Origin of the sequence: Candidatus Electronema sp. PJ (assembly GCF_048287395.1) — a bacterium.
In the GTDB taxonomy this organism is placed as follows: domain Bacteria; phylum Desulfobacterota; class Desulfobulbia; order Desulfobulbales; family Desulfobulbaceae; genus Electronema.
The window spans coordinates 1-12,856 of the sequence record NZ_JBLWEO010000052.1 but is presented as its reverse complement, the minus strand read 5'-3'; the positions used below and the strand labels follow the sequence as shown (position 1 = coordinate 12,856).

The 12,856-nt window shown below is 49.5% G+C and carries 10 protein-coding genes and 3 pseudogenes; 12 read left to right on the top strand and 1 reads right to left on the bottom strand.

Going from position 1 to position 12,856, the window contains the following annotated elements; genetic code table 11:
- Positions 1-184: 184 nt before the first annotated feature.
- Positions 185-333: pseudogene (locus ACNKIB_RS08370) on the bottom strand (transposase); the annotation flags it as partial.
- A gap of 43 nt (positions 334-376) precedes the next feature.
- Between ACNKIB_RS08370 and ACNKIB_RS08365 the strand changes: the two are divergent.
- The 12 genes and pseudogenes from ACNKIB_RS08365 to ACNKIB_RS08310 form a co-directional block, all read left to right on the top strand.
- Positions 377-1,309 (top strand): FkbM family methyltransferase, encoded by a 933-nt coding sequence (locus ACNKIB_RS08365; RefSeq protein ID WP_417910090.1) that lies wholly within the window; start codon positions 377-379, stop codon positions 1,307-1,309.
- A complete protein-coding gene (locus tag ACNKIB_RS08360; protein ID WP_417910089.1) occupies positions 1,293-1,877 on the top strand; it encodes a sulfotransferase family protein in 585 nt (194 codons plus the stop codon). Before ACNKIB_RS08365 ends, ACNKIB_RS08360 begins: the two co-directional genes overlap by 17 nt.
- A 47-nt stretch (positions 1,878-1,924) precedes the next feature.
- Positions 1,925-2,719: a glycosyltransferase family 2 protein gene (locus ACNKIB_RS08355; protein WP_417910088.1), complete on the top strand. Its 795-nt coding sequence runs from the start codon at positions 1,925-1,927 to the stop codon at positions 2,717-2,719.
- A gap of 78 nt (positions 2,720-2,797) precedes the next feature.
- Positions 2,798-4,867: a glycosyltransferase family 4 protein gene (locus ACNKIB_RS08350; protein WP_417910087.1), complete on the top strand. Its 2,070-nt coding sequence runs from the start codon at positions 2,798-2,800 to the stop codon at positions 4,865-4,867.
- The gene (locus tag ACNKIB_RS08345; protein WP_417910086.1) at positions 4,868-5,998 is read left to right on the top strand and encodes a glycosyltransferase family 4 protein; all 1,131 of its coding nucleotides are present in this window, start codon (positions 4,868-4,870) and stop codon (positions 5,996-5,998) included.
- Between the two features lie 15 nt (positions 5,999-6,013).
- A complete protein-coding gene (locus ACNKIB_RS08340; protein ID WP_417910085.1) occupies positions 6,014-6,796 on the top strand; it encodes a hypothetical protein in 783 nt (260 codons plus the stop codon).
- A 30-nt stretch (positions 6,797-6,826) separates the two neighbouring features.
- Positions 6,827-7,660: a hypothetical protein gene (locus ACNKIB_RS08335; RefSeq protein WP_417910084.1), complete on the top strand. Its 834-nt coding sequence runs from the start codon at positions 6,827-6,829 to the stop codon at positions 7,658-7,660.
- A gap of 15 nt (positions 7,661-7,675) precedes the next feature.
- Positions 7,676-8,713 carry a glycosyltransferase family 2 protein gene (locus ACNKIB_RS08330; protein WP_417910083.1) on the top strand — a complete coding sequence of 346 codons (1,038 nt, stop codon included), beginning with the start codon at positions 7,676-7,678 and terminating at the stop codon, positions 8,711-8,713.
- A 54-nt stretch (positions 8,714-8,767) separates the two neighbouring features.
- Positions 8,768-8,980: a hypothetical protein gene (locus tag ACNKIB_RS08325; protein WP_417910082.1), complete on the top strand. Its 213-nt coding sequence runs from the start codon at positions 8,768-8,770 to the stop codon at positions 8,978-8,980.
- A 51-nt stretch (positions 8,981-9,031) separates the two neighbouring features.
- Positions 9,032-12,313, top strand: a complete 3,282-nt coding sequence (locus tag ACNKIB_RS08320) for a UvrD-helicase domain-containing protein (protein ID WP_417910081.1) — start codon at positions 9,032-9,034, stop codon at positions 12,311-12,313.
- Positions 12,314-12,481: 168 nt separating this feature from the next.
- Positions 12,482-12,754: pseudogene (locus ACNKIB_RS08315) on the top strand (transposase); the annotation flags it as partial.
- Positions 12,747-12,856, top strand: a pseudogene (locus tag ACNKIB_RS08310) (NAD-binding protein); the annotation flags it as partial. The pseudogenes ACNKIB_RS08315 and ACNKIB_RS08310, both read left to right, overlap by 8 nt.

The following is a 12,856-nucleotide window of genomic DNA, read 5'->3' as shown; positions in this document are numbered from 1 at the left end:
TTGGTACATCGAAGGCTTTTACAACCGCCAACGGCGGCATTCGGCGATCAGTTATCAGTCGCCGGACAACTACGAGCCGCTCTTCTTCAAAAGGGCTACTTAGGGAATAAAACGTGTCCGCTATTGCGAAGACAGGTCAGACTGTTGAAACAAAATATTCGTCTGTCCAAAACTCTCCTCCCTAGAGTTCCTTCTTAACTGAAGGAACTCTGATAAATATTTCACGCGCTGTTATGCTTTTGATTTTTGCCGCTATCATTGTTGGACTATAGGTTGGAACAGATTGCACCAAAGAAAATGGACATGAGCAGCTTCAGTACCTATCTCCAGAAAACGGCCAATGCTTCGCAATAAATTGTATTTATAACATATTCTGATGATTGAATCTGAACAGATCTGCGAATTGATTAATACAAGTCTTGCTAATCTTCGATGGAAGTTCTCTGAGCTGGAGGGAAAACAGGAATTGGCAATCGACTCGTACCCATCTGTCTATTTTTCTCCAACAGCAAAAGGAACAGTTGCTGGTGGTTCAGCTAAATGGGTTCGAAAAAAACATAATTCGGGAGGGATTCATGAACCTGGAATGATAGCGATTTTTGATGTGCTAAAAAAATATGTTCAGCATATTGAGACTGTGCTTGATATTGGTTCGCTTTACGGATACTTTTCTTTGCTTGGCGCAGCAGTATTTACGTCTGCAAATATTTATTCATTTGAAATGAATAAATATTCTTATCATGCGCTCAAAGAAAATATATTGATTAACACACATCTTAATATAGAAAGAGTAAAGCTATTTAACTGCGCTATATCTTCTTTTAGTTATGCAAATAAAAGAATTCTATTTAACGATTTTTTTATGAAAGAGATAGAGAAGGTGAGCGTGCTAGAGAGGATTACCTCTTTCTTTAAGAAAGAGGCTCTAGATGAAAATATGATTGATTTTATAACACTTGACGAATTCTGCTCAAAATATAATATTAAACCCGGTTTGATAAAAATAGATGTTGAAGGATACCAATCAGAGATCATTCTAGGAGGAATTAAGACAATCAAAAGGTTTCGCCCATTAATTTTGATTGAATTTGATGAGGCTTCATCAGTCAATGCTACTGGTAAAACAAACAAAGATGTCTCAAAATATCTATTTGATACAGATTATAAGTTAATATGGGGAGATCATCGTGCATTCGACGGTAAATTCCAGCCATTAAATATAAAATGTATGAATGAGCGGCATGAATGTAATTCATTGGCTTTTTTTTATCCAAGCGAATACTTTATGAATAATGAATATAAAATATAGAGCATGGGGTATTGGATTAGGGCGAACAGGGACAACTAGTTTCTGTGACGCATTGCGAATTCTCGGCTACCAGAATGTTGTTCATAATCCTACCTTTGAGCAGTTGCGTTATCTCGATGGAGCCTCCGACAATGGCTGTACGATTTTTTATAAATATCTGGATTATAAATTTCCAGATTCAAAATTCATCTTGCTGATCCGTGATCTTAAGTCATGGCTTGATTCTACAGAGTATATTCACGGATACACTCCACCTGATCGGTCAGAAGACCTTATCATTATGCGCAGAATGCTTATGTATGGCACACCTGTATTTGACAGGGAAAAATTTATCGATGTCTATTATAGTCATCACGAAGAAATTAGGAAATATTTTAGAAATCGACCAGGAGACCTGTTAGAAATGAATATTACAGCTGGAGATGGGTGGGAAAAACTCTGCCCATTCCTTGACCTACCGATTCCAACGCAACCTTTCTGCTTCAGGAACAAGCGAAAAGACGGTATAACTTCCGGGTCGAGCGTTATTGCAAAAAAAATTGTTCAAGCAAAAAATATTATCTTTTAAAAAAGTTATCTTGCCTTTATCAACTGACAGTAATTTATAATATTTTTATGAAAAAAAAAATTATTGGCATTTCTCTTGTTAGAAACGAAGATTTATTTTTAGAAAAAGTTTTAGAAAATATTTTTGAATTCTGTGATGAAATTATTGTTGCCGACAATCTATCAGATGATCAAACTTACTGCAAAGTTCAGAGACTTCAGAAAAAATATAGAAAAATACATAGTTATTCTATTAGCAGTCCTGCACTTTCTCATGATTTAGTCAGTAACTATGCCAGAACAGATACTTGGATTTTTGCCGTGGATGGCGATGAATTATATGATCCTGCTGGATTAAGACGGCTAAGACAACGACTTTTTTCTGGAGAATATAATTCATGGTGGATTATTCTTGGAAATGCTTTACACTGCATTGATCTCAATATAGCGACAGGGTATGTTCAAGGTTATTTGTCACCACCTTGTCGAAGTATGACTAAATTGTATAATTTCAATGCAATTAATACTTGGTCAGGTCCCTGCCCTGAACGTCTGCATGGAGGAACAATTCAATTCAGGCAGGGGTATGACGAATCCCTCCGCTTGGAACTGTACAAAACTACCGCATGGGATGAAGCTGACTTCCGCTGTCTCCATCTTTGTTTCATTCGAAGGAGCAGTCTGGAAAAGGAGCACAAGATAAGTGTCAGGAAAAATATTTCTGACATGAATTCCGAGGGAATATTCGCGAGAATTAAAGCCCTCTATTTTCGTTTAGCAGGTATTGAACAACAGTCGTCTTGGAAACGTGAACGGTATATGCGCGGTCAGCTGGTGGAAAAATCAGCCCGACCTTTTTTGTAGAAGGAACCATGTGAACAATATCTACAAAAAAACGACGATCTTTTCCGGTAAGCCCACCCGCTGCGTATTCAAAAGCAGATGATCAGTTCCCCTGTAAAAGTACACCTGTGCGGCAGCGAGAATAACGGCTGGGCGTTAGACACCGACTTGGCACTCACCAAAAGATCGTTGCAGCAGCTCTCAGGGTTGGTGCAGCTAACTTCTTTTGAGGAAGCTGATGTTATCCATTCTGTTTGGGAAGAGCCGCTGTTTCAGCTGGATCAAAAGCGGCTTTCAGGCAAGCGTATCATCTGCCATGTCTGCAACAATCTGATGCGGTTGTATGAGAATCCAGCCATGATCAAGGCTGGAGACATGGTCGGGTTATGGGTGGCCATGTCGCAGGAGGCGGTGCGGGATTTACACTTGCTGGGATACCGTCACGCCTACGTTCCTTATTCAGTAGATACAGATATCTTTCACCCGCAGCCGCTGTCAAAGACAGCTGTGCGCAATCGTTACGGAATATCTGAATCTGTATTGCTGATTAGCAATTTCATGCGAGATTCTTTTGGGCATGACCTGACCCTCCCAAAAGATCAGAAGGGAGCGGAGCTGCTGCTTGAACTCGGTATCCATCTCCAAAAAAAGCAAATTCCTGTTCATTTCCTGCTCGCTGGGCCACGGCGGCATTGGATCCGCAGCCAGTTTCGACGCTTCTCTATTCCTTTCACCTTTATCGGCAAGGAAACAAAACAGGATGATGACCTAACAAGCAATATTGCTCCTGCCGAAGTTGTCAGTGATCTCTATAATGCCTCTGATCTACATCTGGTAACGAGCCGCTGGGAAGGTGGGCCTCGCTCTGTCCTTGAAGCGGCGGCAACCAAAACGCCTATCCTCTGCACACCAGTTGGGATTGCGCCGGACATTCTGCTGCCAGAATCCCTGTACAGCTCTTTTGATGAAGCAGCGGCCAAGATAGAAGCGCATTATCATCACCGCAATCTTGAGGCAACCGTGGAGCCGCACTATCAGGCTGTGCTTGCCCGACATACTCCAGAATGCAATGTGCCGCTTTTTGAAAAGCTGTACAGACAGATAGATGAGGTTAAACCATTTGTAATTTCAGAGAAATGGACAGAGAAAGCTATTGCCCCTAACAATCTAAAAAAAAGAATAGCCGTCCAGCTGCAACGATTAACTGGCCGTTACGCCTCTTCTGAAAAACTCTCCATCTCACTCTGGCATGAATTCCATAAACCACCCTACGGAGGCGGCAATCAATTCATGCTGGCATTGCAGGATGAGATGGAAAAACAAGGGGTAAAAACGGAAACAAACAAGCTATCCAGCTCCATTGATGTCCATATCTGTAATTCTTGCTGGTTTGATTATAAAAAATTCCAGCAGAAAGCAGGTTCCTTCCCGATTAGAATGATTCACAGGATTGATGGGCCTGTCACGTTGTACCGGGGAGAAGGTAGAATGGAAGATGAAAAGATTTTTACCCTAAACCGGCAGCTTGCTTCGGCGACAGTTTTCCAGTCAGCGTATAGTTTCAGGCAATGCTCTGAGCTAGGCTTCAGGGCTGTTGCGCCGGTGATCATTCATAACAGCGTCAACAGGGCTATTTTCAATCCAGATGGCCGTCTTCCCTTTGAACAGGGAAGAAAAATCAGGCTTGTCTCGTCAGCGTGGTCAGATAACCCCAGAAAAGGTGGGCCGCTGATGAAATGGCTGGACGAGCACTTGGACTGGAGTCGCTTTGAATACACCTTTATCGGGCGAGTTCAGGAAAAATTTGAGCATATTAAGCATATTCAGGCGGTACCTTCCGAAGAGTTAGCCCAGCTGCTGCGTCAGCAGGACATTTATCTGGCTTTGAGCCTCCATGAACCCTGTTCAAATGCCTTATTAGAGGCTTTGGCTTGCGGGCTACCTGTTTTGTACCGCGACGACGGAGGTAACCCGGAATTAGTTTCTTTTGCCGGCCTCCCTTTTACCAACGAGAATGACATTCTGGAGCAACTTGAGCGGCTGGCAAATAATGTGGTCTCGTTTCAACGGCTGATCTGGACGCGAAACATGGCTGATATCGCCGCACGATATATTGCCTTGGCGAAAAAAATCCGGGACTGGCACCGGATTCTTCCTGGAAATACGTAGTTGAAGCCTCTTGATCTGGTTAATCTGGGGTATATCTGGCTCAAATCCTATCCCTTCCTGCGCAGAACCTGGCGCAGCAGACCAACGGAGCAGCAGAATGGGCCGCTGCGGATCAATTATGGATTTGAGCGGGTACCTGGGCCGAATGAACATGTGTTTGGCGGCATGGTCAAACTGCATGATCTGAATAAAGTCTTTCCGCACTGTTCTGTTTGTCCTGATATTCTCTATCTCGTCTCCAGTGCTCTGCCCTATTTTCCCGTGCGTTTAGCTAAGATGGCTCGGAAAGCCGGAGCAAAGATCGTAGTCAATCAAAATGGCGTAGCGTATCCAGGTTGGTTCGGCAAAGGATGGGAACGACAGAATCAGCCTATGGCCCGGCTTCATGCTCTGGCAGATCACGTTTTTTACCAGAGCGCGTTCTGCCAGTTGTCAGCGGAGCGTTTCTTAGGGGTGCGGCAACAGCATGATGCGGCGGAGATTTTGTACAATCCGGTCGATACCTGTTTGTTTTCCCCGGCGTTACCGTCAGTCAGCGACGATGCAATCATCCTTTTGCTGTCTGGTAGCCATTGGACACAGTACCGAGTGAAAACTGCTTTGGAGACTCTTCAGCAGGTCCGCCAAGTTAACCAGAAGATCATCTTGAAAATCGCCGGACGCTTCTGCTGGGATGCTGATAAGCACCAGGCAGAGCAGGAAGTACAGGAATATGCCCGCCAGCTTGGAGTGGCAGAGCAGGTAGTGTGCGTTGGGCCATACACCCAGGACGAGGCCCCCGCTCTTTTGCAGAGCTGTTCCATTCTCTTGCACACGAAATACAACGATCCCTGCCCCCGTCTCGTCGTCGAGGCCCTGGCTTGCGGCCTGCCCGTGGTGTATTCAGCAACTGGCGGCGTACCTGAACTGGTTGGCGAGCAGGGCGGTGTGGGCGTGGCAGGGCCGCTGGACTGGGAGCAGGATCATCCACCTGATCCCAAGCTCCTTGCTGACGCAGTGTTGCAGGTCATCGCGAAGTTGGCTTGGTATCAGCAAGGTGCAAGGCAGCGAGCAGTGCAGTATTTTGATAAAACCCCTTGGTTACACCGGCATCAGGAAGTCTTCAACCGCCTGACCGGTAAAACTCACTGAACCTCAGTCAATGCTATGAACCAAGAGGAGCTGATCAGGCAGCTACAGAAGAAACGGCTGGTGTTTACCGTCACTACGGGGCGCAGTGGCACAGCTTATCTCAGTGCCATTCTTGGTTATGCGCGGGATACCTACGCTGTCCATGAGCCAGAACCGGAGTTTGCTGAGGTTTTACGACCTGTGCAGAAGAATCACGACCTGGCTATCAACTTTCTCCTGGAAAAAAAGCTGCCTGCCATCCTTCGTAATCCTGCGGCAATTTATATTGAAACAAGTCATCTCACCTGCAAAGGCTTTCTGGAGCCTCTGTTGCAGCTGGGTCTTGTGCCTGATTTGGTTATTCATCGGCGGCCAGCCCGAGATGTCGCGCGCAGCATGTTAACCATGGGCACCATTCCAGGCCGGAGCGAGAAAGGGCTGCGATTTTACTTATCGCCGGATGATCCGAATGTCCTTCAGCTTGCCAACTGGCAAACGATGCACGACTACCAGCTCTGTTACTGGTATTGCCTGGAAATCGAAAGAAGATGCCAGGTCTATAAGGACATTTTCACCCAGCGCGGCGCAAAAATTGCCGAAACCACCCTGGTTAGCCTGCGGACTTTTTCCGGTCTGGTTGATTGTTTCACGGCCCTGAATCTGCAACTGCGATTTCCAGCCTGGCTGACTCGATTACGTTTCCAACGGGCAGCCCGAGTACGGGTCAACGAGTCGCTAGAGACGAAAAAGAACATTGTCCTGCCGGAAAATTTGCTTGAACTGGAGCAAGAAGTCCTGGCCAGGATCAATGCTGGCTAACAATGCTTGCATGAGTGCGCTGCGGCAACAATGACAGAGTCCAGAGGAATCGTCTATATTGCCACGGGCAGGAAATTTGTCGCTGAAGCTCTGCTTTCCGCCCGTTCTGCCAAAAAGCAGATGCCGGATCTGCCGATCTGTTTGTTCACCGATTTGCAGGAGATGGTTGTTGCACCGCCTGCTGAGGTGGATAGCGTGCAGTTGCTGACCGAAGTCAGCCATTCCTGCCGCGATAAAATGAAACCGCTGCTCGATTCTCCCTATGAGAAGACGCTGTTTCTCGATACCGACACCTGGCTCTGCGCTCCGGTGGAGGATCTGTTCCGTTTGCTTGACCGTTTTGACATTGCTCTGGCCCAAGCACCTGACCGGTATCAGTATCCTCTTCCTGAACTGCCCGCTTGTTTCCCTGAGCTGAACTCTGGGGTGATTGCCTTTCGGCAAAACAACCAGGTAAAGGCCCTGCTTCACCGTTGGGAAGCAACTTTTCTCCAGATGTTGGCCCAAAATGCCGATTCCTACCGGGATCAGCATTCCTTGCGGGATGCCTTATACCGCTCTGATGTCCAGCTCTTTATTTTGCCCCAGGAATACAATTTCCGAACCATCTGCCCAAATTTTGCCGGCAAGCATTGCCAGGTAAAAATCCTGCATGGTCGTCATGCTGACTTAGAGCGCGTGGCTGCACGTCTCAATCGAACCGAGCAGGCCAGGGTCTTTCTCTCTTCTCCGTACCGAATATTCAGCCAAGAGCTGGGCACTTACGAATCTTTGGCCGAAGCAACGCTGAACAGCGTCTTTCAAAGCCTGCCCGCAGGCCTGCGCAACTGGCTGACCAAGCTCCGCCATCGTCAGAACTCATAAGACTCCGTTCTTCCCATGCCCAAAATCACCGTCCTCCTCCCGGTTTACAACGGTGAACGCTATCTTCAGGAAACCATCGCGAGTATTCTCGGCCAAAGCTGGCACGATTTCGAGCTGCTGCTGGTTGATGACGGCTCCACAGACCGGACAGCGGAAATCATCGCCAGTTTTCACGATGAGCGCATCCGGGTACTGAAGAATCCTGAACGGCTCAAGCTCTCTGGTGCCCTGAACAGGGGTTTGCAGGAGGCGCAAGGCGAGTACATCGCCCGCATGGATGCCGATGATATCGCCCTACCGCAACGGCTCCAGCGGCAGCTGGAATACATGGAGCTGCATCCTGAAATCGGCTTCTGTGGTTCGGCTATTGGCATGTTTACCCAGGATAACACCAAACCGCGCCTCGATATTTATCCCGCAACCACCGAAGCCATCCGCGCCTACGCCCTGTTTGACTGCCCTTTTTGTCATCCAACGGTCTTTCTGCGGAAAAATTGCCTGCTTGAACATAATCTCTGGTATGATGGAAGCTATTATCCTACGGAAGATTATGAGCTGTGGAACCGGGCAATTGATCTCTTCCCCACGGTCAATCTTGAGGAAGTGCTGTTGCTGTATCGGATCCATAGCAACAGCATGACCGGCTCAGATTGGAACAACATGGACCAACAAGCCGCCCGCATCATCCGCCGCCAGCTCGACAAAATGGGCCTGCACGCCAATGAGGAAGACTTGCTTTTTCATCGCAATATCGGCAGAGGCAGAAGCTGCGCCTTAGCACAAGCCAGTGAGCTGCTGCGTGCCGAAGCCTGGCTCCTGCGGCTGCTGCACGGCAACCAACAGACCGGCCTCTATCAAGCGGCAGCCTTGGCCAACACCGTGTTTCTGGTCTGGCAGCGGCTTTGCATGAACAACACCTTCTTTGGCCTGCAAGTGCTCAAGATCTACCTGGCCAGCCAATTAGGAAAAGGCCATCCTGACAAAATGCGCTGGGCTTTGCTGCTGCTTGGCTCGATCTTGAAACAGAAGTTCGTGAATCGGAGAGAGCGTTAACTTCTTTAGAACTCGCTTGCCCAGGAGTTTGGCTAGACAGAAGAGGAGTTCGGCTTGGCCAAAAAGGAGTTTTGCCGACTTGCAAAGGAGTTCTACTCGGCAACAAAGGAGTTCGGCTTGGCCAAACTGCTTTCCAAGTCGGCAGCAAAGGAGTTTGGCCGACTAAAACTCCTTTCCTACTCGGCAGAACTCCTTTGTTACTCGGCCAGACTCCTTTCTTGCCGAGCCAAACTCCTTGGCAAACGAGTTGGACTCCTCCCTTGCTGAGTTGCACTTCTCTTCAACCTGCTTGCTACGCACTGTAAATCCTTCCATAATATGAGTTACGACCATAAACTTTATATTGCTGATCTTCATATTCATTCGCTCTACTCTCGCGCCACCAGCAAGGCCAGTACGCTGCATGGCCTGGCAGTTTGGGCCGCGATTAAGGGGATTGATGTTGTTGCTACCGGTGATTTCACGCATCCGGGCTGGTTTGCCCAGCTTTGCACAGAGCTAGAACCGGCAGAACCGGGTTTTTTCCGCCTGAAGCAGCAGCTATCCTACGAATCCTTAGCCCCAATTCTGCCGCCAGGCCTGCACCCGCCCGATACCTCGCGCGTTCGTTTTGTTCTGAGTGCGGAAATCAGCTCTATCTACAAACGGGGCGGGAAGGTGCGCAAGGTGCATAATCTACTCTATGCACCCGATCTTGAAGCGGTGCGGCGCATCAACGGTGTTCTCGCGGGAATTGGCAATTTGGAGTCGGATGGCCGCCCTATTCTTGGGCTTGATTCGCAGATGCTCTTGGCTATTCTGCTGGAACATGCGCCAGAAGGCTTCCTCGTGCCTGCGCATATCTGGACTCCCTGGTTTTCCCTTTTTGGTTCCAAATCTGGCTTTGAGAGCATCGAGGAATGCTTTGGTGATCTGAGCGGCGAGGTCTTTGCTTTGGAAACCGGTCTTTCCTCTGACCCAGAAATGAACCGCCGTATTTCTGCGCTTGACCGCTTTGCCCTGATCTCTAACTCAGATTGCCACTCCCCGTCCAAGTTGGGGCGCGAGGCCAACATCTTTGCTGCTGCATTTGACTTTTTTTCGCTGAAAGAAGCCCTGCGCAATCGGGCACTGCGGCAGTTTCAGGCCACTATCGAGTTCTATCCCGAAGAGGGGAAGTATCACTGCGATGGCCACCGGAACTGTGGCCTCTGTTTTGAGCCGCACCAAACCGCAGCAGTCAAGGGCATTTGCCCACAATGCGGTAAGCCACTGACTATCGGGGTCTTATATCGGGTATTGGAGCTGGCTGATCGGGACGAACCGTTTTGGCCGGAAGGCGGACCTGTTGTGGTACACAGCCTGATTCCACTGCCAGAATTGCTGGGGGAGTTGTTTGATTGTGGCGCAGCAAGTAAGCAGGTTGACACAGCCTACGGCAGGCTGATTAATACCTTCGGCTCAGAATTTCGCCTCCTGCTTGAAACCCCGCTGGCTGAAATCGCCGCTGTCTCGACCTTGTTGGCAGAGGCAATTAAACGAGTGCGGGAAAAACGAGTGATCTGCAAGCCGGGTTTTGACGGTGAGTTTGGGATAATTAAGGTTTTTGCTGATGAGGAGCGGGCCGAGCTGGGTGGGCAGCTCAATCTTTTTGGTCTAACTCCGACCAAGCTGCGGGCAAAGAAGCCTCAGGAAAAAAAACTCATTCGCAAAAAGGAAAGAGAGGCAGCCCAACAGAAACCGGAAAGTAGGCAGCTCAACCCGCATCAGCAGGCGGCTGTGGAGAGTGAGGCTGCCCGGATTATCGTCCAAGCTGGGCCAGGCACAGGCAAGACGCACACGCTTGTGCAACGGGCCGTGCGCCTGCTGAACAGCGGGCAGGGGCCAATCACAGTAATCACCTTCACCAATAAGGCTGCCGAGGAAATTCGCCAGAGGCTCGCTTCTGCTAGCGACGCGCAGGTTTGGGTAGACACCTTTCACGGCTTCTGTCTGCATTGGTTGCGTCGCCATAAGCCTCATCTTTCACTGGCTGGGCCAGAGATGCGGGAACGGATTTTCAAGCAGCAGTATCCACAGCTTTCTGAACGCGAAAGGAAAGACCTCCGGCGACGGGTTAGTCTTTTTCTCGCCGAGCAGCCAATGCTACCGGAAGGCTATGCCGAAGACGATCTCCTGCGACCGTATTTTACCTGCCTCCGCGAGCGCAATTTGCTCGACTTGGACGAGATTGTTCCGGCCTGCACTGCCTTGTTGCATCGAGACAGCAACTTTGCCGCCGAACTGCGGGCCGTTGTTGCCCAGCTGCTGGTGGATGAATTCCAGGATCTCAATGCCGCGCAGTACGAACTGGTACGTCTGCTGGCTGAAAGCAGCAGTGTCTTTGCTATTGGCGATCCAGATCAGGCCATTTACGGTTTCCGGGGGGCAAATCCGACTTGGTTCCGCAAGTTCATAGAAGAACAGCGACCGGAATGCCATCAGTTGACCGCCAATTACCGCAGTGGCGCAGCGATCTTGAAAGCAGCGGCGGCGGTGATCGCTCATAATCATGAGGGAAGCGAACAACAGGACACTCAAGCAGCAACAGACAAACAAAGTAGCATTTATCGCCATGTTGCCACAACTGCCAATGCCGAGGCCAGATTCATTGCCGAGCAGATTCAGCAACTCATCGGCGGCACCTCGCATCGAGAGATTGACCGACTGAAAGGCAACGACGCAAACACACTGGCCCTTTCTGACATCGCTATTCTTTGCCGCACCGCCCGACAGATGCCGCTCATTGCCCAAGCCTTGGCTGATCGGACACTGCCCTTTCAGGTGGTCGATCTTCAGCCTTTTTATCTGAGTGGCAAGATAAAGATCATCTATTACTGGATTCTGCTCGCTGTTGGACGGCTTGATCAGGCGGAACTGCTCTTCCTTTTGGGGCAGGAAGAGGGCATCGGCGCACAGGCTCTTGCTGCTGCGGAACAAGTATTGCTAGACAAGGAAAGCAGCAGCTCGCCTCTTGTCGATCTTGCCGCTGCTGACTTGCCAAAACAGCTGCAAACAAGCATTACCCACATCTCCGAAAGAGTAACTCGGCTAGCTGGCGAGTCACCTGTAGTGGCAGTTGATCTCCTGCTCGAACAGTGTGGCCTGAACCGCGAGGAGCCTGAGCTACTTCGCTTCCGCAATATGGCTGCCTCTGCCGTGTCACTGCCTGCCTTTGCCGAGCATCTCCGCAAATACGAGGACAGTGTCATCTATGACGAGCGGGCTGAAGCGGTCTTGCTGGCAACGCTTCATGCTGCCAAGGGCTTGGAGTTCAAGGCCGTATTTCTGGCTGGCTGTGAGGAAGGGTTGCTACCTTTGACTCCCCGCTCTGAACTGGACGCAGAGGCGGCAGAGGAACATCTTGCCGAAGAGCGGCGGCTTTTCTTTGTCGGCCTCACCCGGGCCGCCGAAACCCTTTATCTGTGCAGTAGCGGGGAGCGGCAGGGCTTTGCAGGCTTAGAGCGGCCTGAGCCTTCCCGCTTTCTTGCCGAGATTCCAGCGGAACTGCTCAAATCACCGTCTTCTACGCAGCAGAAAAAACGGCAGCAAAGGAACGGCAGACAACTTCGTCTCTTCTGATACTCGTTTGCCAAGGAGTTTGGCTCGGCCAGAGAGGAGTTTGGCCGACCAAAACTCCTTTCTTAGTCGGCCAAACTCCTCTCTTAGGGCCTGTTAACACTGCCTGCTTAATTAATAACCTTCTGTTATTGTTATCCTATGAAAATAACACAGCAGTAATACGAAAAAATAAGCGACATCTTCCCACGTCAGAGAGGAAATGTCACAATTGACAACCTCACGATGCTGAACGCGATGCTGCATGTCCTTGAACATGGGTGCAAATGGAGAGGGCTTCCAAGCAGTTTCGGCAATTGGCACAGCATTTACACCCGCATGAGCCGCTGGAGCAAAAATGGTGTGCTGGAGCGGATTTTCGCACGGCTGCAGCAGGAGCAGATGATTCGCATCAATGCGGATGCCTTTTCTCTCGACAGCACGGTCATCAAAGTCCATCCTGAGCAAGGGCGCGGCCCAGAGCTGGCAGATGGACAACCGCGGCAAGTCCATGGTGGAGGGCCGCTTCGACTTCGGCTTCGCCGTGGACTGGATGCGCAAGGACCT

Coding starts and splice junctions, on each gene's coding strand:
- ACNKIB_RS08365 (WP_417910090.1), top strand. CDS start 377: ATGATTGAATCTGAACAGATCTGCGAATTGATTAATACAAGTCTTGCT.
- ACNKIB_RS08360 (WP_417910089.1), top strand. CDS start 1,293: ATGAATATAAAATATAGAGCATGGGGTATTGGATTAGGGCGAACAGGG.
- ACNKIB_RS08355 (WP_417910088.1), top strand. CDS start 1,925: ATGAAAAAAAAAATTATTGGCATTTCTCTTGTTAGAAACGAAGATTTA.
- ACNKIB_RS08350 (WP_417910087.1), top strand. CDS start 2,798: ATGATCAGTTCCCCTGTAAAAGTACACCTGTGCGGCAGCGAGAATAAC.
- ACNKIB_RS08340 (WP_417910085.1), top strand. CDS start 6,014: ATGAACCAAGAGGAGCTGATCAGGCAGCTACAGAAGAAACGGCTGGTG.
- ACNKIB_RS08335 (WP_417910084.1), top strand. CDS start 6,827: ATGACAGAGTCCAGAGGAATCGTCTATATTGCCACGGGCAGGAAATTT.
- ACNKIB_RS08330 (WP_417910083.1), top strand. CDS start 7,676: ATGCCCAAAATCACCGTCCTCCTCCCGGTTTACAACGGTGAACGCTAT.
- ACNKIB_RS08320 (WP_417910081.1), top strand. CDS start 9,032: ATGAGTTACGACCATAAACTTTATATTGCTGATCTTCATATTCATTCG.